General features: G+C 67.9%; 19 protein-coding genes. 9 read left to right on the top strand and 10 right to left on the bottom strand.

Going from position 1 to position 16,466, the window contains the following annotated elements; translation table 11 throughout:
* Positions 1-80: 80 nt before the first annotated feature.
* Together rimI and DEQ67_RS13480 are read right to left on the bottom strand one after the other, a co-directional pair.
* Entirely contained in the window at positions 81-569 is a 489-nt protein-coding gene (rimI, locus tag DEQ67_RS13485; protein ID WP_006601140.1) for a ribosomal protein S18-alanine N-acetyltransferase, read from the bottom strand.
* Positions 570-722: 153 nt separating this feature from the next.
* Positions 723-2,687, bottom strand: a complete 1,965-nt coding sequence (locus DEQ67_RS13480; RefSeq protein ID WP_115803227.1) for an aconitate hydratase — start codon at positions 2,685-2,687, stop codon at positions 723-725.
* A 272-nt stretch (positions 2,688-2,959) separates the two neighbouring features.
* Here DEQ67_RS13480 and DEQ67_RS13475 point away from each other — a divergent pair, with 272 nt between their 5' ends.
* From DEQ67_RS13475 to DEQ67_RS13450, 6 genes are all read left to right on the top strand, one after another.
* Positions 2,960-3,433 carry a deoxyuridine 5'-triphosphate nucleotidohydrolase gene (locus DEQ67_RS13475; protein WP_004041836.1) on the top strand — a complete coding sequence of 158 codons (474 nt, stop codon included), beginning with the start codon at positions 2,960-2,962 and terminating at the stop codon, positions 3,431-3,433.
* A gap of 418 nt (positions 3,434-3,851) precedes the next feature.
* Positions 3,852-5,090, top strand: coding sequence for a proteasome-activating nucleotidase Pan2 (gene pan2, locus DEQ67_RS13470; protein ID WP_049896234.1), 1,239 nt, complete (start codon positions 3,852-3,854; stop codon positions 5,088-5,090).
* A gap of 113 nt (positions 5,091-5,203) precedes the next feature.
* Entirely contained in the window at positions 5,204-5,677 is a 474-nt protein-coding gene (locus tag DEQ67_RS13465) for a pyruvoyl-dependent arginine decarboxylase (RefSeq protein ID WP_004041838.1), read from the top strand.
* Positions 5,678-5,767: 90 nt separating this feature from the next.
* Positions 5,768-6,613: a sensor histidine kinase gene (locus DEQ67_RS13460; RefSeq protein WP_004041839.1), complete on the top strand. Its 846-nt coding sequence runs from the start codon at positions 5,768-5,770 to the stop codon at positions 6,611-6,613.
* A gap of 98 nt (positions 6,614-6,711) precedes the next feature.
* Entirely contained in the window at positions 6,712-7,095 is a 384-nt protein-coding gene (locus DEQ67_RS13455; RefSeq protein ID WP_004062941.1) for a DUF5811 family protein, read from the top strand.
* 171 nt (positions 7,096-7,266) lie between these two features.
* Positions 7,267-7,428, top strand: coding sequence for a hypothetical protein (locus DEQ67_RS13450; protein WP_004062940.1), 162 nt, complete (start codon positions 7,267-7,269; stop codon positions 7,426-7,428).
* A 25-nt stretch (positions 7,429-7,453) separates the two neighbouring features.
* On the opposite strand, the gene DEQ67_RS13445 is transcribed toward DEQ67_RS13450, so the two are convergent.
* Together DEQ67_RS13445 and infB are read right to left on the bottom strand one after the other, a co-directional pair.
* Complete coding sequence (locus tag DEQ67_RS13445) at positions 7,454-7,777, bottom strand: hypothetical protein (RefSeq protein ID WP_006601143.1); 324 nt, start codon at positions 7,775-7,777, stop codon at positions 7,454-7,456.
* 116 nt (positions 7,778-7,893) lie between these two features.
* Positions 7,894-9,696, bottom strand: coding sequence for a translation initiation factor IF-2 (gene infB, locus DEQ67_RS13440; protein ID WP_049916525.1), 1,803 nt, complete (start codon positions 9,694-9,696; stop codon positions 7,894-7,896).
* Positions 9,697-9,895: 199 nt separating this feature from the next.
* Here infB and DEQ67_RS13435 point away from each other — a divergent pair, with 199 nt between their 5' ends.
* The gene (locus DEQ67_RS13435) at positions 9,896-10,141 is read left to right on the top strand and encodes a PRC-barrel domain-containing protein (protein WP_004041843.1); all 246 of its coding nucleotides are present in this window, start codon (positions 9,896-9,898) and stop codon (positions 10,139-10,141) included.
* Between the two features lie 18 nt (positions 10,142-10,159).
* A complete protein-coding gene (locus tag DEQ67_RS13430; protein WP_004062937.1) occupies positions 10,160-10,618 on the top strand; it encodes an NOB1 family endonuclease in 459 nt (152 codons plus the stop codon).
* A 33-nt stretch (positions 10,619-10,651) separates the two neighbouring features.
* On the opposite strand, the gene DEQ67_RS13425 is transcribed toward DEQ67_RS13430, so the two are convergent.
* Both DEQ67_RS13425 and DEQ67_RS13420 read right to left on the bottom strand, forming a co-directional pair.
* Positions 10,652-11,389: a CPBP family intramembrane glutamic endopeptidase gene (locus tag DEQ67_RS13425; RefSeq protein WP_006601145.1), complete on the bottom strand. Its 738-nt coding sequence runs from the start codon at positions 11,387-11,389 to the stop codon at positions 10,652-10,654.
* Positions 11,390-11,663: 274 nt separating this feature from the next.
* Complete coding sequence (locus DEQ67_RS13420) at positions 11,664-12,956, bottom strand: hypothetical protein (RefSeq protein WP_004062935.1); 1,293 nt, start codon at positions 12,954-12,956, stop codon at positions 11,664-11,666.
* Positions 12,957-13,028: 72 nt separating this feature from the next.
* On the opposite strand from DEQ67_RS13420, the gene DEQ67_RS13415 reads away from it, so the two are divergent.
* Complete coding sequence (locus tag DEQ67_RS13415) at positions 13,029-13,562, top strand: hypothetical protein (RefSeq protein ID WP_004041847.1); 534 nt, start codon at positions 13,029-13,031, stop codon at positions 13,560-13,562.
* Between the two features lie 19 nt (positions 13,563-13,581).
* Here DEQ67_RS13415 and DEQ67_RS13410 read toward each other — a convergent pair whose 3' ends face one another.
* The 4 genes from DEQ67_RS13410 to DEQ67_RS13395 form a co-directional block, all read right to left on the bottom strand.
* Positions 13,582-14,265, bottom strand: coding sequence for a TVP38/TMEM64 family protein (locus DEQ67_RS13410; RefSeq protein WP_006601147.1), 684 nt, complete (start codon positions 14,263-14,265; stop codon positions 13,582-13,584).
* Entirely contained in the window at positions 14,262-14,975 is a 714-nt protein-coding gene (locus tag DEQ67_RS13405) for a CehA/McbA family metallohydrolase (protein WP_424020129.1), read from the bottom strand. Before DEQ67_RS13405 ends, DEQ67_RS13410 begins: the two co-directional genes overlap by 4 nt.
* Complete coding sequence (locus DEQ67_RS13400) at positions 14,972-15,670, bottom strand: CDP-alcohol phosphatidyltransferase family protein (RefSeq protein WP_006601148.1); 699 nt, start codon at positions 15,668-15,670, stop codon at positions 14,972-14,974. Before DEQ67_RS13400 ends, DEQ67_RS13405 begins: the two co-directional genes overlap by 4 nt.
* A 127-nt stretch (positions 15,671-15,797) precedes the next feature.
* Positions 15,798-16,433, bottom strand: a complete 636-nt coding sequence (locus DEQ67_RS13395) for a GNAT family N-acetyltransferase (RefSeq protein ID WP_006601149.1) — start codon at positions 16,431-16,433, stop codon at positions 15,798-15,800.
* Positions 16,434-16,466 lie beyond the last annotated feature (33 nt).

The following is a 16,466-nucleotide window of genomic DNA, read 5'->3' as shown; positions in this document are numbered from 1 at the left end:
AGAGGACGGTGGGGGGCGGTAACACAACTCGTGTACGCGGCTCGTCGTGATAAGCCCTCGTTCGACCGTCTGCGGTCCTGTCAAGCGCTTTGCCACTCGGCTACGTCGAGGACCATGACGTACGCGTCCTCGCCGTCGCCGTAGTAGCTCGGCACCCGGCGGGCGGGTTCGAAGCCGAGGCTCCGGTAAAGGCCGATTGCCGGCTCGTTCGAGGCGCGGACTTCGAGTTTCACGACGGTCGCGCCCGCGATGGCCATCGCCGTCAGCGACCGGACGAGCAACCGCCGGCCGAGGCCGTTGCCGCGGGCCGCCGGGCGGACCGCGAGGTCCTTCACGTGGCCGATGTCGTTGCCGTGGTTGGGCATCACGTCGGCGACGACGTAGCCGAGCACCTCGTCCCCGCGGGCGGCGACGAGGAACGCCGGCTCGTCGACGAACATCTCGAACGCGGAGTACGGCCACGGCTCGGAGAAACAGGTCCGCTCGATGCGGAGCACGTCGAGGAGGTCCGCCCGGTCGACTCGCCTGACGACCGCGTCGTCGGCGAGCGCGTCGTCGAACGCCGTCACGCCCGGCGCTACGTGGTTGGCACGCAAAAGCCCGACGGCACGGGCCTGCGGGAATCGGGAGGAACGCTCACGGTCGCGGGCGGGTCCCCCCGCCGGCCGCGCGATGGCCGCCGCTCGCCGCGCGAAAAAGTGAGAAGGTGGTGTCGGTCGCGTTCAGTCGTCCGCGGGGGCAGCGCCGCCCTCGGCCTGCTGCTTCGTGAGGGGGAGCTTGCCGCCGGCGGTGAGGATACGACGCTCGCGTTCGGAGGCGTGCAGGTTCGCCGTCGCTTCCCAGTCGTCGTTCACGCGGATGGTGAACTCTTCCTGGCCGGATTCGACGGCGTCGGCAACGTCGTCGACGATTTCGACGTCGTCGCCCTGCTCGATCTTCTCGTACGTCTCCTCGTCGATTGCGAGGGGGACGATACCGAAGTTGAACAGGTTCGCCTTGTGGATGCGAGCGAACGACTGCGCGAGGACGGCCTCGATGCCGAGGTACATCGGACACATCGCGGCGTGTTCGCGCGAGGAGCCCTGACCGTAGTTCTCGCCCGCGACGAGGACGCCGGAGCCGGCTTCCTTGGCGCGCTGGGCGAACGTCTCGTCGACGCGCGAGAGCGTGAAGTCCGAGAGGCGCTCGATGTTCGAGCGGAACTTGAGGATGTCGGACGTCGCCGGGATGATGTGGTCGGTCGTGATGTTGTCCTCCATCTTCAGGAGGGTCTCACCCGAGATGTCGGAGCCGAGGGGGTCCTGCAGGGGAACTTCGCCGATGTTCGGGCCCTTGATGAGCTCGTCGTCGATGGCGTCGTCGGCGTAGATGAGGTCCGTCTTCGAGCCGTCGTACTTGTCGGGGAGTTCGACGCCGGGGGCGTCGAGGCCGAGCTCGTCGGCGAGGTCGCGCGGGTCGACGATTTCGCCCTTGAGCGCCGCGGCGGCGGCGACCTGCGGCGAACAGAGGTAGACGTTGTCGTCTTCGATGCCCGAGCGGCCCTCGAAGTTGCGGTTGAAGGTGCGCAGCGAGACGGAGTCGGAGGCGGGGACGTGGCCGATACCGATACACGGGCCACACGTCGCCTCGGAGACGTTGACGCCGGCCGCCATCATCTCGGCCGTCCAGCCCTCGCGGGCGAGCATCTCGCCGGCCTGCTTCGAACCGGGCGCGACGATCATCTCGAGGTGCTTTGCGACCTCCTGGTCCTTGACCATCTTCGCGGCCGGGAGGACGTCCTCGTAGCCGCCGTTGGTACAGGACCCGACGAGGACCTGCTCGACCGTCTCGCCGGCGACTTCGCGGACCGGCACCACGTTGTCGGGCATCGACGGGCAGGCGATGAGCGGTTCGAGCTCGCTGAGGTCGATGACGATTTCGTCGGCGTATTCGGCGTCGTCGTCGGCCGTCAGCTCGACGTACTCGTCGCCGCGGCCCTGACGTTCGAGGTAGTCTTTGGTCTTCTCGTCGGTCTCGAACAGCGACGAGGTGGCACCGAGTTCGGTCCCCATGTTGGTGATGGTGGTTCGCTCGGGCACGGTGAGCGATTCAGCACCGGGGCCGGTGTACTCGAAGACCTTGCCGACGCCGCCCTTGACGGTCTCGCGGCGGAGCATCTCGAGGATGACGTCCTTCGCGGAGGACCACTCGGGGAGCTCGCCTTCGAGGCGGACGTTCACGACTTCGGGCATCTCGACGTAGTACGCGCCGCCGCCCATGGCGACGGCGATGTCGAGGCCGCCGGCACCGATGGCGAGCTGGCCGAGGCCGCCGGGGGTCGGCGTGTGGGAGTCCGAGCCGAGGAGCGTCTTGCCGGGCGCGGCGAAGTTCTCCTTGTGGACGTTGTGGCAGATACCGTTACCGGGGCGGGAGAAGTGGGCACCATATGTCCCGGCCGCGGAACGGAGGAAGCGGTGGTCGTCCGTGTTCTTGAAGTCGAACTGGTAGGTCTGGTGGTCGCAGTACTGGGCCGCGAGTTCGGTCTGGGCCTCGTCGAGGTCGAGCGCCTCGAACTGGAGCCAGACCATCGTCCCGGTCGTGTCCTGCATCAGAACTTGGTCGATTTCGATTCCGATCTCCTCTCCGGGGGTGAGGTCACCCTCGACGAGGTGGTCCGAGAGAATCTTTTCCGTGAGCGTCTGTCCCATAACACCCGAACGTCGATGGTCCTCGGATATAAATCCCGCGTACTTCCCTATCTTCGAACGTGAACGATAGCGCCGTCTCTGGATTTCTAGCGTCTAAGGGCCATTAAACTCCTTGTTGGTTCTCCAATGTGACTGGTCACCGCGGGGGTCGTCACCGCCCCCACCGCGGGCGTGTTTCGGCCCCGTCGCGGCGCGGGAATCGGGGTGGCGTTCAGGCGGTGATGACGGCCGAGGTTCGGCACAGTTTTGCGCCCGCTGGCCGGGGTTCGGATATGCACCGCGCTGGCTCGTTCGTCGCACAGCACATCTCGCCGGTCACGGCCGAACAGGTCCAACCCAACGGCGTCGACCTGACGCTCGAAGCGGTCCTCGAACAGGTCGAACCGGGTCGCCTCGGTCGCGAGGGAAAGACCGTGGGGGAGCGCCGCGCCCTCGACTGCGCCGACCCGGACACCGAGACGTACCGACTCGACCCCGGCGGCTACGTCCTCCAGTACGCCGAGACGGTCCACATCCCAGAGGACCACGTCGGCTTCATCTACCCGCGGTCGTCGCTCATGCGGAACTCCTGTATGCTGAACACGGCCGTCTGGGACGCCGGCTACGAGGGGAAAGGCGAGGGCCTCTTGGAGGTCCACCACCCGGTCGAACTCGAACGCGGCGCGCGCGTCGCCCAAATCGTCCTCGCGGACGCGACTCACGACGAGACCTACGACGGCAGCTATCAGGGCGAACGGACCCGCTGACGACCGCCGACCGCGACTCTCGGAAGCGGTCGCTCGCCGGATACTACCGGATGAATACCGACATCCCGATTTACGGGACGTTCTCGGCGATGACGAATTCCTTTCAAGTCGATGGGCGTCGTATCCCTTCTCGCGGAGGGCATGTCGGGCCGAAACGAGGGGCGACCTGTACACACCGAACCTCCGCAACTTCCTCCTTCCACATCTTCGTCTTCGTTGCTTCGCGCGTTCCTGCGACAGCGCGTTCCTGCGACCCGCTCGTGCCCGTGAGCCGCGGCGTCGCGCTGCCGGCCTGCGATTCGCCGCCGCGAGCGAGCGCCACGGGACCGCCGCCACCTAAAGCCGCTTCGAGCGCGGCAGTCGGGTTCTCTGACCCAAAGGCACATTTACGCGCATACCTAAGTGAGGCCAATCACTGATGTCACGGAGTCCATCTCTCCCGGAACGTCCTCATCTCGATCTGGACCCCGAGATGTCGGATGCAGAGCGGCTGTCTGCACTCCGCCAGCACTTCGAACGCATGGTCGACGTCAACCGCGAACTCGACCAGCGGCTCCAGAATGCCGATGACCGCCACGCCGAGTTAGTCGACGAGGTCGACCAGATGAAAGCGCGCAACGAGGCGCTGAAGACGGCCTCGTACTACATCGCCACGGTCGAGGAGCTGACCGACGACGGCGTCATCATCAAGCAGCACGGCAACAACCAGGAGGTCCTGACCGAGTTCGCACCGAGCCTGAACATCGACGACATCGAGCCCGGCGACCGCGTCGCCATCAACGACTCGTTCGCCGTCCAGACCGTCCTCGACGACGAGACGGACGCGCGGGCGCAGGCGATGGAGGTCGTCGAGTCACCGACGGTCACCTACGACGACATCGGCGGCATCGACGAGCAGGTCCGCGAGGTCCGCGAGGCGGTCGAACAACCCCTCGAAAACCCCGAGATGTTCGCTGAGGTCGGCATCGACCCGCCGTCGGGCGTGCTCCTCTACGGCCCGCCGGGCACCGGGAAGACGATGCTCGCGAAGGCCGTCGCCAACGAGACCAACGCCTCGTTCATCAAGATGGCCGGCTCCGAACTCGTCCAGAAGTTCATCGGCGAGGGCGCGCGGCTGGTCCGCGACCTGTTCAAGCTCGCCGCCGAGCGCGAACCGGTGGTCATCTTTATCGACGAAATCGACGCCGTCGCCTCGAAGCGGACGGACTCGAAGACCTCCGGCGACGCCGAGGTCCAGCGCACGATGATGCAGCTGCTCTCGGAGATGGACGGCTTCGACGACCGCGGCGACATCCGCATCATCGCGGCGACCAACCGCTTCGACATGCTCGACGAGGCCATCCTCCGGCCCGGCCGGTTCGACCGCCTCATCGAGGTGCCCAAGCCCGCCGTCGAGGGACGCCGCCACATCCTCGACATCCACACCCGCGACATGAACGTCGCCGACGACGTAGACCTCGACGCGCTCGCCGAGGAACTCGACGACTACTCCGGCGCGGACATCGCGTCGCTCACGACCGAGGCCGGGATGTTCGCCATCCGCGACGGCCGGACCGAGGTGACGGGCGCGGACTTCGACGCCGCCCACGAGAAGCTCTCGAACGTCGACGAGTCCGGTACCGGCCCCATCTCGGGCTTCACGGACTACCAGTACTGAGGTCGGCGGCCGGGGACCACCGCCGCCGGGGGCGGTCACGGACGCCACCCATTCCCCAGCTTTCGAGCGCCGCTATTCGTAACCCCCTTTTCCGCCGCCGCGAGAGTTCGGACATGAACACGATTCGCGTCGTCCGCGGGGTCGGCACCGCCCCCACGGAGATGGCGTCGTACGACGCCGCGCTCGCCGCCGCCAACATCCACAACTACAACCTCGTCGCCGTCTCGTCGGTCGTCCCCGCCGACGCGACCGTCGAGGCGGTCGACGTGGCTCCCGACCTCGGCCCGGCGGGCAACCGACTGACCGTGGTGCAGGCCCGCGAGACCACCGCGACGCCCGGCGAGACGGTCGTCGCCGGCCTCGGCTGGGCGACCGGCTCCGGTCCCGGGCTGTTCTACGAGGCGTCCGGAACCGACGAAGACAGCGTCCGCGCGGCCGTCATCGACGGCCTCGAAGCGGGCCGGAACCTCCGAGAGTGGTCGTTCGATGACGAGGAAGTCGCGCTCACCACCGGCACGCACGAGGGCGAGGGCTACACCACCGCGGTCACGGTCGCGGCCTACGGGCAAAGCGAGTCCGTCTTCTGACACGCCGCGCTGACCGACGGACTCATCAGCGTTTGTGAGTATTGCTCGGGCATGAGTGGTGATGCGCCGTTCGACCTGTCCCCGAGGCGAGTGGCGCTCATCTACGCCGCCTTCGGGTTCCTCTGGGTCGCGACGAGCGACAGTCTCGTGGCGGGGCTCCCCAACCACGACCTCATCCAGACGGTGAAGGGATGGCTGTTCGTCGTCCTGTCGGCGCTGTTGGTGTACGTTCTCGTCGACCGGAGCCAGTCCGAACTGGACCGGACCTCCGAGCAACTGGAGTCGACGCTCGCCCACACGAGCGTCCTCCATCGAATCCTCAGACACGACATCAGGAACGCCTGCACCGCCATTCTCGGCTACGCCGAACTGGTCGAGCCGCGGGACGACGCGGACGCGAACACCGACCCCGTCGAGGCGATTCGAGAGCGAGCGAGCCGACTGGTCGAGGTAAGCGACGAGGTCGCGCTCCTCAGGACCGTCGAGCTCGCGGAGGGGAACGAGGTCGACGTCGACCTCACGTCTGCGGTCACAGACGCCGTCGAGGACCTCGAAATGGAGTACCCGGCGGTACAGGTCTCGGTCGCCTCGCCGGAGACGCTCGTCGCGCGGGCGCACCCGGCGCTCCCGCGGAGCATCGCAGAACTACTCGATAACGCCGTCGTCCACTCCGACTGCGACGACCCGGAGGTACACGTCGGCGTCTGGCAGCTCGGCGAGGTCGTCGGGGTGACCGTCACCGACAACGGTCCCGGCATCCCGGACGCCGAGCGCGAGGCCCTGCTTTCGGGCTCGGAGACGCCGCTTTCGCACACCAGCGGCGTCGGCCTCTGGCTGGTCCGCGCCATCGTCGACGCCTCCGGCGGGTCGCTCGACATCTCCACGCCGAAGTCCCACGGGACCGTCGTCACCGTCTCGCTTCCGCGACCGGCCTGACGGCGTCGTCACCACGTCGTCATCCGCTTTCGATTCGCCCGCCGCGTCGGTGACCGACGACGGCTTTTTACACGTCCTTCCCGTATCGCAGACGACTGATGAACGGGAACAACCCATATGCGGGCGCTCCCGGCGTGACTGGGGCCGGCCAGGCGTCGGCCGACCGAGAACTGACCGTCGACCAGATGGACGCGCTCCGGCGGGCCGTCGCCGGTATCGTCTCGCGGACGGAGTCGTACCTCCCCGAAGGCTTCGCCGTCGGGTCGGAGCTCTCGACCGGGTCGACCGGGCCGCTCGCCACCGTGGCCGTCCACCCGCCGGTCGGCCACCCCGTCAGCGCCGGCTTCTCGCCGGACGCCGACGAACTCGACGCCGGACTCACCGACGAAGACCGAAATGAGGTCGCCCGCGGGCTAGCCGCAACCGCGGCGTTTCAGGTGATGAGCGCCGTCGGAGACGACCTCACCCCCGCCGCTCGGTAACCCCGAACCACCCCCGTTGCCGTCGGGGTCCGAGTGGCCACTGACGCGCCGTTGTGACCTGCCGACCGATTTCTCGTCGTTGCTTCGTCGTCTCGTCCTTCGTTTCAGCTCGTACTCTCGTCAGTTCAGAACGAGAACAATACACTTCACGGAGGCGGTCGAAAGAGAGGTATGGTTTCGCTTTTCGGCTACGCGGACGAGATTGGCCCGACGACGCTCATCATCGTCGGCTTCCTGCTGTTTGTCTTCCCCGAACCGGCGACTTCGGCTCTCGGCGCGGGGCTGATGCTGTTCGGCGCGGCGTACTGGTTCTGGGAGTGGAACCGCCCCTGAGCGCAAGGCGAGCGAGCGACTCCGCTCAGACGCTCCCGCGACGGCGGTTCCGACCGGCGTCGTCGCGGACGCGAGTGGTGACGCCGTCGAGCGGGGCGTCGGTCTCGGCGGACGCGCCCGGGCCGCTGGTCGGACCCGCCGCCGATTTCGGTGTCGCAACGAACAACCCGTAGGCGAGCACGGCCGCCGAGACGAGGCCGCTCGTTCCCACGACGGGCGAAATCGGGAGCGGCGAGAGCGCGCCGACCGCCGCACCGACGACGAGCGGGAGCGGTAGTGTCGCGAGAATGGCGTCGTACCGCGTCGCTTCCGAGACGATGCTGTCGCTATGGGATGTTCGTGTGCGCATGATACCACTCGGCGGCGAATACGAACGTGTGAATATTAGCTATTTCGCCCGACGGGAGGGCCGTGCGGCTCACGGGTGCGGTGAACCAACGGAACAATCGGGGCGCGGTTAGTCGCCTACTTCCCCCAGAAGGGGTCGCGCCGGCGGTGTTTTTCGAGGTAGCCCGACAGCGCCTCCAGTTCGTCGGTGGGGATGTCGTCGCGGAGCTCCTGTTCGAGAATCTTCGCGTGCTTCTCGGGGAGTTCGATCCAGAGCTCGTCGCCCTCCGCTATCTGGCGGCCGACCGTCGGGCCGTCGATGGCGACGCTGACGCGCGAGCCGGCGCGGGCGCTCGACACGTCCTCGCCGTTCTCCTGGATGCCCGAGAGCTGGCCGACGCGGTTGGGCTCGCCGTCTTCCCACTTCACGACGTTCATGTTGTTCTTGATGGTCCCGGACATGACTTCGACGCCGACGACGGCGGGGTTGTTCTGTCGGAAGACGTGGTCTTCGAGGATGCGGAACCGACACGGGCGGACGATTTTGTCGAGAATCGTCTCCTGTTGGGCGCGCTTCATCTCCTCGACGTGCTCTTCGTACTCCTCGACGAGCTGATAGATAACGTCGTCTTCGAACAGTTTCACGTCGTTCTTGTCGAGTTCGGCCTCGGCGTTCGAGAGCACGTCCACGTTGAACCCGAGGATGACCTTGTGTTCGGGTTCGCGGGCGGTCGAGGCGACGGCCACGTCGCGCGGGGCCACGTCGCCGACCTCGGCGCGGAGGATGGGCACTTCGGCCTCCTGTAAGGCGTTCGCCATGGCTTCGAGGCTGCCGAGGGTGTCGGCCTTGACGACGACGCCCTCTTCTTCCGTGGTGACCTCGATGTCCGCGAGTTCGGCTTCGACCTCGCGGACGACCTCGTCGAGGTCGCGGTCGCCGACGACGCGGACCGGCGCGCCGGCCATCGCGTCTTCGAGGTCGGGCGCGGCGATTTTCACGCCGGCCGCGGCGCGGACCTCCTCGACCTTGTCGAACCGTTTTTCGGTGCGAATCTCGGCGTTCGGCCGGGGTTGGAGGAGCGCGCGGACCTCGGTGACGATGGGGTCGTTCGCGCCGCCGACGACGACGGTGTCGCCCGCGCGAATCGTCCCGTCGTAGAGGACCACGTCGAGGGTCGCGCCGAAGCCGCGTTCCTCCTTGACTTCGAGGACCGTCCCGGAGCCGGGACCGGCCACGTCGATGGCCATCTCGTCTTTCATGTAGCGCTGCGAGAGGCCCATCAGGACGCCCAGCAGGTCCGGAATCCCCTCGCCGGTGAGCGCGGAGACGGGAACGACGCCGATGTTGGACTGGAAGTTCTGGACGCGCCAGTAGAAGTCGGAGGAAAAGCCCCGGTCGGAGAGTTCACCGATAATCTCGTACAGCTTCTCGTCGAGTTTCGAGCGCGCGCGCTGTGACTGCTCCTCGTAGGTCTTCTGGATGGGTGCCCCCTCTTGGGGGTTCCAGCCCGGCGTGGTGTCTATCTTGTTCGCGGCCACGATGAACGGCGTCCCCGTCCGCTTGAGGATGTCGATTGCCTCCTCGGTCTGCGGCTGGAAGCTGTCGTTCACGTCGACCACGAGGATGGCGATGTCGGCCAGCGCCCCGCCGCGCGAGCGGAGGGTGCTGAAGGAGTGGTGCCCCGGCGTGTCGATGAACAACAGCCCCGGGAGGTCGAAGTCCTCGGGTTTGACCAGGCTGCCGGCCATCTGCGAGACGGTGTCTAAGGGGACCGCGGTCGCGCCGATGTGCTGGGTGATAGCACCGGCCTCACCCTCGCTGACGGCGGAGCCGCGAATCTTGTCGAGAAGACTCGTCTTCCCGTGGTCCACGTGGCCGAGGACGGCCACGATGGGTGTGCGAAGCGTATCGGATTGTGACGTCGAATCAGTGTCGGACATGAAGAATCGCCCCGGAGAAAGCTCTTACCGGAATCGAGTCGGTGACTCAAGTTAAGTCCATCGTCACGGCCGCGCGCACGAATCCCACAGATTTGCCGTGTCGACTGTTCTCGCGGCCCGCAGGCGGGATGGGGGGTTCGTCGGCCGCTCGTCAGACGTGCCCGTACCGTTTATGTGAACCGACGAGGAAGGGGTGTGTATGGCCGACATACTCGCCGAGAACCTCTCCGGAAAGGCCGTTATGGGCTCGGACGGGACGGAGCTCGGGATGCTGTACAACATCACGATGGATATGAAATCGGGCGAGCTGCACGACCTGCTCGTCCAGCCGAACGAGCAAATCTCCCCCGGACGCGTCTCGTTCGACCAGGACGACCACGGACGGTTCCGAGTCCCGGTGAATCGCGTGCAGGCGGTCAAGGATTACATCGTCGTCCAACGGTAGATTCAGGATAGATTCTCAATGCGGATTCTCGACGCGTCTGCGTTCATCCACGAGTACCACACCGACGACGAGACGGCCTCGATTCCCCTCGTCAAAGAAGAACTCACCGGCGAGCACGCCTTCCGCTTCGACGCCCTCGAAGGCGCGGGCATGTACGTCCACATCCCCGGACAGGGAACCGTGGACAAGGTGCTCCGCGCCGCGGGCGAGACCGGCGACCGCGACGTGCTCTCGGAGACCGACACGCGCCTCATCGCCGCCGCGTTCGAACTCGACGCGACGCTCGTCACCGACGACTACGCGATGCAGAACGTCGCCGAACGGCTCAACGTCGGCGTCGAAGTCATCGCCCAAGACGGCATCGCGGAACAGCGAACTTGGAAGTTCCAGTGTCAGGGCTGCGGCCGCGAGTTCGACGAGGACAAAGAGCGCTGTCCCATCTGCGGGATGGAGCTGTCGCGGAAGAACCCGGCGTAAGCCGGTCGCCGCCCGCGGTTCGATGCCGCTTTTTCAGACCAGCCCGGTCGCCTGCGCGTAGCTCACGAGGAACTGGACCGCGTTGTACAGCCCGTGGACCAGCGCGACGACGAGCAGGTTCCCGCTTCGCTCGTAGACGACCGCGAGGACGCTCCCGAGGACGAGCACCATCCCCAACGAGACGTACAGCCCCTCGCCGGAGAACGACCAGAGGTGAATCGACGCGAACACCAGACTCGACAGGACGACCGCCGGGGCGGGCCCCCACAGCCGCCGGAGTTCGCCGAAGGCGATGCCGCGGAAGATAAGCTCCTCCGCCGGGCCGACGAGGACGATGGTGACGACCGTGAGATACAGGAAGTACACCGGGTTCTCGCGGCCCTGCTGGGCGATGACGCTGTCGCCGCTCTGGATGCCGAGCGCGGACATCAGCGCCGACGCGCCGAGGTAGACGCCCATCACGGCGACGAATCCCCCCGCAATCCACAGGGCGTCGCGCGCGGTCGGTCGCTCGAACCGAATCAGTTCCCAGTCGTCGCGGGCGGCGAGGTAGCCCGCGCCGACGACGCCGAAGCCGACGAACTGTCCGGCGCTCTCTATCGCGCCGATGAGCGCAGTATCGCCCGGAACTACGCCGCGAGCGAGGCCGCCGGCGAGCGAGCCGAACGTCGCGCCGACGAGGAGCGAAAGGGCGACGACGATGATGATGCCACCGTACGCCTGGAGGTGGTCTGCGAGGCTCGCAGACGTGCGGGCGGTGTCGTGTGCCATTGTCCCCCCTTCGGAATGGGGTCGGATAATCGATTCGGGTCGATTCTCGTGACTCCGTGGAGTCACGTGCGTCTGTGTCGGTTGCGTCGTTTCGAGCGGAGGACCGGTCTGTTGGACCCCCTCGAAAGCCCCCGCGGCCCCTTTCAGTCCCACCCCGTGGACTGTTCGGTCGTCGTCGCTGGTTGGCCGTTCGGTCGTCGTCGCTGGTTGGCCGTTCGGTCGTCGTCGCAAAAGCCGAGTCTCGGCCGTGGTCGCCGTGCGCCGCTCGCTCCGACTACTCGACGACCAGCCGCGACTTCTCTTCGACCGCGTCGGCCTCCTCGAAGTCGCCGCCGCCGAGCAGGCCGCGGGCGGCGCGTTTGCCCCACTCGACCGCCGGCTGGACGAACGTGTCCACGCTGGCGAGTTCGCCGTAGAGGACGCAGGCGGCCTCCATCGCGTAGAGCAGTTCGCCCAGTCCGTACTCGTCGACGCGGTCGAGTTCGATACGGACGCTCGGCCGGCCGGCCGCGGCGAGGCTCGCCTCGGTCGCTTCGAACTCGGCGTCGAGCAGGTCACCGAGCGACGAGCCGCCGAGGTACGCGAGGCCGTCGAGGTCGGTCTCGGGGATGGCGACGTCGTCGCGCTCCGCGGCGCGGACGAGCGTCACGAACTTGTCGCGCGGGCCGGCGCGGTACAGTTGAAGCTGGGAGTGCTGGTCGGTCGCGCCGAGCGCCCGCAGGGGCGTCTGGCCGAGGCCGTCCTTCCCGAGCGACTCGGCCCACAGCTGGGCGAACCACTCGGAGAACGTTTCGAGCGATTCCGCGTAGGGCATCATCGCGTTCTGCTGCATGCCGCGCTCGGCGAGCGCGTAGGACACCGCGCCGTAGGCGTACGCCGGCGAGTCGAAAAGCGAGTCAGACAGGCGCGCTTCCTGTGCGGCCGCGCCCTCCAAGACCGCCTCGATGTCGTGACCGCAGAGGGCGGCGGCGGCGAGGCCGACCGTCGAGAGCACCGAAAACCGGCCGGGCACGCCGTCCGGGACGGGGAGCGACGGGAGGTCGTGTTTGTCCGCGAGGTCGCGGAGGTTCCCCTCCTCGCCGGTCGTGACGAACGTCCGGTCGGTCCAGTCGACGCCCGCGTCGGCCATGGCCTCCCGGACGACGAGGAAGTTCGCCAGCGTCTCGGCGGTCGTGCCGGACCGCGAGACGACGTTGACGACGGTCGATGCGAGGTCGAGCGAGTCGAGGAGGCGCTCGACGGCCTCGGGGTCGACGTTATCGAGGTAGTAGGCGTCCACGTCGCTTTCGAGCGCGTCGGTGAGGGTGGCCGCGCCGAGGGCGCTCCCGCCGATGCCGACCGTGACGACCGCCGAGGGGTCGTCGAACCGGCTCACTGCGTCGCGAATCGCCGCGGGGTCGGTGGTGTTCGGGAGGTTCAGCGATTCGTAGCCGTGTTCGCCGGCCGCTCGGCCGCGTTCGATGCGGTCGTGAGCGGCCGCGACGCGGTCGTCGAGTCGGTCGAGCGCCTCGCGCGAGACGCCGTGGGCCGGCGCCGTGTCGAGGACGTTTCCGAGGTCTACCTGCATACCGGATGCCGCGTCGCCCGGCGTCAAAACGACACCGGTCGCTTTAATCGCGGCCGCTCCCAAGGGCGACCGATGGCAGACGACTACGGCGGCGTCATCGGCGCGTTCCCGTACGCCTTCCGGCACAGCGAGTCGTGGCTGTTCAAGTGCTACGTGCTCGTCGGTGCGCTGGCGACGGGCATCGTCTCGTTGTTCGTCGCCTTCGGACTCGTGGTCCTCATCGGTGCGACCGCCGGCGTCCCCGGCGGGTCGCTCACCCTCTCGCGGTCGTTCTACGTCCTCGTGGGGCTGTTCGTCGTCGCGCCGCTCGTCGCCCCGATACTGTTCGTCGCCCGCCGACACCGCCGCACCGGGTCGAAGCCGCGGTACGACCTGAGCCTCGCGCTCGCGGGCTTCGTGTTCATGCTGTCGGTGTACGTGGGGCTTCTCGCGTCGGTTCCCGCGGAGCTTCAGACGCCGGCCGAGCCGTTTACCGTGGGCCCCGTGACCGTCTCGGCGCTCGTTCCGGTCGTCCGACTCCTCTACGACCTGCCCGCGCTCTACGGCCTCGTCCCGCCGGTCGCGTGCGCGGCGGGCATCTACGGGATTCACCGACTGCTTCGCTAACCGCGACCCGCGCGTTTTCTCAGCCGACCCTCGCCGCCAACTCGTCGCGGTAGCGGTAGACGACCGCCGAGGCGACGACGCCGATTCCGACGAGGAGCGCCACCGCCTCGTAGTTCGCCGCGCCCGCGTTCTGCCCGGCGGCCGCGGCGAGCGCGAACGTGGGCAGGCGACCGACGGCGACGAGGACGACGAGCGTCCGCAGTCGAAGCGGCGAGAGCCCAGCGAGTGCACAGAGCGCGTCGTCCGGGAACGCGGGCAGGAGAAACAGGACGAACAGGCCGGCGACGCCCCGGCGGTCGGCGAAGCCGTCGAACCGCGCGAGGGCGTCGTCGGCGACGAGACGCTCGACCGCGGGCCGGCCGAAGCGCCGGGCGAGCAGGAAGACGATGGCGCTTCCGGCGACGACGCCGACCATGCTGTACGCCGTGCCGGCGACCGTCCCGAACAGATAGCCGCCGACGGCGGCGAGCGCTTGGCCGGGAATCGGCGCGAGAATCACCTGAAGCGTCTGGATACCGACGAACACCAGCGGGGCGAACGGGCCGGTCGACTCGACGGCCGAGCGGACCCACGCCGGGTCGGCGAGGCGCGGGGCGAACACGGCGACGCCGACCGCGACGGCCGCGAAAGCGACCGCGACGGCCCCGATTCTGACGAGCGCCGCGTTCCGCGCCGCGGGCGAGTCGAACAGGCGACCGGTCACAGGAACGAGGCGGTCTTGAGCCGGGCGTTCAGCGCGTACTTCCGCAGGTACTGGCGGGCGGTCGTCCGCGTCCCGCGAGCGACGGTTCGCCCGGCGCGAATCCCCTCCAAGATGGCGTCCGTCGTGACGCCGCCGTCCGCCTCGACCGAGACGGCCGTGTACGCCTGTCCGACCAGCGTGGGCCGGTGGGCATCGCTCCCGCCCGTGCCCGGGAGTCCCTGCCGGCGGGCGTAGCGCCGCGCCTGTCCGTTTCTGAATCCGGTGAGCGTGTGGGCGTTGTACGCCTCGATGGCCTCGATGGCGTCAACGTCCCGAATCGTCCGCCGGGACGCGCCGTGTCGGAACGTCTGAAACGGGTGCGGCACGACCGCGAGTCCGCCCGCCTCGCGGACCTCTCGTGCCGTCTCCGAGAGCGGTCGCCTCGTCGCCGGCGGGTCGTCGACCCCGAGCGCGAGGAGGTGGCCGTCGGCCGTCGAGACCTCGACGCCGGGGACGACCCGGACGCCGTACTCGTGGGCGATGTCGAACGCCCGCGGGAGCGACCCGACCGAGTCGTGGTCGGTGATGGCGACCGCGTCGAGGCCGACCGCCGCCGCGCGGGCCAACACCGCCTCGACCGACATCTCGCAGTCGTAGGAGGCGTCGGTGTGGACGTGGAGGTCCACCGCGAGCGTCTGTGGCCCCCGCGAGCCCTGCGCCCGCCCGCTCATACCACGCCGAATTCGAGCGCGAGGCAGCCGACGACCGTCAGGACGCCGGCGACGCCGACGAGGACGTGGCCCGCGTCGGTCTTGTACGCCTTGTAGTCGGAGGTCATGAGCGGACAGACCGCCACGATTGTCGCGCCCGCGACCCAGCCGTTCCACAGCGGGACGAACTGGAGGAGGAAGTAGTTCGCCAGTACGACGAGGTGCGTGTGGACGACCGTCGTCCCGTGGTAGTACGAGGTACCGCCCTCGTCGCCGAAGCCCTCGCTGTTGTGGCGGATGAGTCGCAGGCCGCCGAAGGTGAGGACGACGAAGCCGACGACGGCGCTCACGACCGGGTTGGGCGCGAGCGCGACGTGGTACAGGAGCGCCGCCGACACGAGGTACGCGAAGATGTCGATAAACGAGTCTATCTGTCGGCCGAACGCCGAGGCGGTCCCGGTTTTGCGGGCGTAGTAGCCGTCGGCCTTGTCGAAGGCGAAGCCGGCGAGGACGGCCACGATGGCCCAGTTCGGCTCGCCCGACACGAACAGTATCGCGCCGACCCACGCCCAGAAGAGCGCGCCCAGACTCAACCAGTCCGCGGTCCCGAGCCGCGAAATCATGTTCTCCCCCGTCGATGAGCGCACGACCTCGCTCGCCCGCGCGTCGACCGCGTCCAGCCTCCCGCGAACTGCTGACCTGAGTTCGTCCGTCATGCCTGTCTATCAGACACACTCGGTCGACCGAGTATAAATTTAACCGATATAGTATATATAAATCAAATATCTATATACTAACGTTCCCGAACGGAGCGCTCGGGACGTCACTGACTGTTCTGTACCGCTATGAACGCGGTTTGACGCGCCGGCGTCGCCACGGGCCGACCCGGTAGTACGCCCGGGTGCGGGCGACTCGGAAGCCGACGCTCTCGAAGGTCCACTGCGAGGGTCGGTTGTCGCGGGCGACGAGCGCGTGGACCGTCTCGGCTCCCCGTTCGCCGGCGACGGCGACGGCCCGCGAGACGAGCGCGGTGGCGACGCCGCGGTTCCGCGCCTCGGGCGCGACGAACACCCGGCGGACGTAGCCGCCGGGGAACGTCACGTCGGCCTCCAGCGGGTGGACGTGGTACGTCAGGCCGGGGTCACCGAGAAAGAGGTATCCGACGAGGTCGGAGTCCGCGGCTTCACCGTTCTCACCGCCCTCGCCGTCTCTCTCTCCGCTCTCGGCGTCGAACGCGCACACCGCCGTCTCGTCGTCTCGGAGTTCGGAAAACGCGTCGTAACGCCCCTCGAATCGACGCGTCTCCGCGGGGTCGAGCGCGCGAATCTCGACTCCCGACGGGGGGTCGCGGTCGGCGTCCGCCGCGGCGGCGTCCGCGACGTACTCGTCCATCTGCGTCGCCGTGAGGCCGCGGGCCTTGAGCGCGTCGTAGACGCGGCGGGCCGTCTCGGTCCGGGTCAACCGCCAGAGCGCGGGCATCGTCAGTCGCCTCGAAGCGCCGCGAGAAAAGCC

The organism is Haloferax sp. Atlit-48N, from assembly GCF_003383015.2.
Lineage (GTDB): Archaea > Halobacteriota > Halobacteria > Halobacteriales > Haloferacaceae > Haloferax > Haloferax volcanii.
This window is presented reverse-complemented; position numbering and strand designations above follow the sequence as displayed.

Excerpts from the sequence above, each read along its gene's own strand:
- DEQ67_RS13480 (WP_115803227.1), bottom strand. The coding sequence starts at position 2,687 with ATGGGACAGACGCTCACGGAAAAGATTCTCTCGGACCACCTCGTCGAG.
- DEQ67_RS13475 (WP_004041836.1), top strand. The coding sequence starts at position 2,960 with ATGCACCGCGCTGGCTCGTTCGTCGCACAGCACATCTCGCCGGTCACG.
- pan2 (WP_049896234.1), top strand. The coding sequence starts at position 3,852 with ATGTCACGGAGTCCATCTCTCCCGGAACGTCCTCATCTCGATCTGGAC.
- DEQ67_RS13465 (WP_004041838.1), top strand. The coding sequence starts at position 5,204 with ATGAACACGATTCGCGTCGTCCGCGGGGTCGGCACCGCCCCCACGGAG.
- DEQ67_RS13455 (WP_004062941.1), top strand. The coding sequence starts at position 6,712 with ATGAACGGGAACAACCCATATGCGGGCGCTCCCGGCGTGACTGGGGCC.
- DEQ67_RS13450 (WP_004062940.1), top strand. The coding sequence starts at position 7,267 with ATGGTTTCGCTTTTCGGCTACGCGGACGAGATTGGCCCGACGACGCTC.
- DEQ67_RS13445 (WP_006601143.1), bottom strand. The coding sequence starts at position 7,777 with ATGCGCACACGAACATCCCATAGCGACAGCATCGTCTCGGAAGCGACG.
- infB (WP_049916525.1), bottom strand. The coding sequence starts at position 9,696 with ATGTCCGACACTGATTCGACGTCACAATCCGATACGCTTCGCACACCC.
- DEQ67_RS13435 (WP_004041843.1), top strand. The coding sequence starts at position 9,896 with ATGGCCGACATACTCGCCGAGAACCTCTCCGGAAAGGCCGTTATGGGC.
- DEQ67_RS13430 (WP_004062937.1), top strand. The coding sequence starts at position 10,160 with ATGCGGATTCTCGACGCGTCTGCGTTCATCCACGAGTACCACACCGAC.
- DEQ67_RS13425 (WP_006601145.1), bottom strand. The coding sequence starts at position 11,389 with ATGGCACACGACACCGCCCGCACGTCTGCGAGCCTCGCAGACCACCTC.
- DEQ67_RS13420 (WP_004062935.1), bottom strand. The coding sequence starts at position 12,956 with ATGCAGGTAGACCTCGGAAACGTCCTCGACACGGCGCCGGCCCACGGC.
- DEQ67_RS13415 (WP_004041847.1), top strand. The coding sequence starts at position 13,029 with ATGGCAGACGACTACGGCGGCGTCATCGGCGCGTTCCCGTACGCCTTC.
- DEQ67_RS13405 (WP_424020129.1), bottom strand. The coding sequence starts at position 14,975 with ATGAGCGGGCGGGCGCAGGGCTCGCGGGGGCCACAGACGCTCGCGGTG.
- DEQ67_RS13400 (WP_006601148.1), bottom strand. The coding sequence starts at position 15,670 with ATGACGGACGAACTCAGGTCAGCAGTTCGCGGGAGGCTGGACGCGGTC.
- DEQ67_RS13395 (WP_006601149.1), bottom strand. The coding sequence starts at position 16,433 with ATGCCCGCGCTCTGGCGGTTGACCCGGACCGAGACGGCCCGCCGCGTC.